The organism is Staphylococcus sp. AS1337 (assembly GCF_051408735.1).
GTDB classification, from domain to species: domain Bacteria; phylum Bacillota; class Bacilli; order Staphylococcales; family Staphylococcaceae; genus Staphylococcus; species Staphylococcus xylosus_B.
Genome location: NZ_JBOIHZ010000020.1, coordinates 1 through 424 on the forward strand (window position 1 = coordinate 1; position 424 = coordinate 424).

Consider the following 424-nt stretch of genomic DNA (forward strand, 5'->3'; position numbering starts at 1 on the left):
GAAGTCGTAACAAGGTAGCCGTATCGGAAGGTGCGGCTGGATCACCTCCTTTCTAAGGATATATTCGGAAACATCTTCTTACGAAGATGAATAGGAATAACATTGACATATTGTATTCAGTTTTGAATGCTCATTAGAGTATTCATATCGGAATGGGCCTATAGCTCAGCTGGTTAGAGCGCACGCCTGATAAGCGTGAGGTCGGTGGTTCGAGTCCACTTAGGCCCACCATTAGATTTGAATATTTTTTATGGGGGCTTAGCTCAGATGGGAGAGCGCCTGCTTTGCACGCAGGAGGTCAGCGGTTCGATCCCGCTAGTCTCCACCATAAAATTTGTACATTGAAAACTAGATAAGTAAGTAAAATTTATGATTTTACCAAGCAAAACCGAGTGAATTAGAGTTTTTAACAAGCTTTGAATTC

Annotated in this window: 2 tRNA genes and 1 rRNA gene; all 3 read left to right on the plus strand. The window is 42.2% G+C overall.

The features are described from left to right. Positions 1–52: ribosomal RNA gene (locus ACSUE0_RS14535) — 16S ribosomal RNA — on the plus strand; the annotation flags it as partial. 102 nt (positions 53–154) lie between these two features. Next, positions 155–231 (plus strand) — tRNA-Ile (locus ACSUE0_RS14540). Positions 232–252: 21 nt separating this feature from the next. Then, a tRNA-Ala gene (locus ACSUE0_RS14545) sits at positions 253–328 on the plus strand. The last annotated feature ends 96 nt before the right edge of the window (positions 329–424 follow it).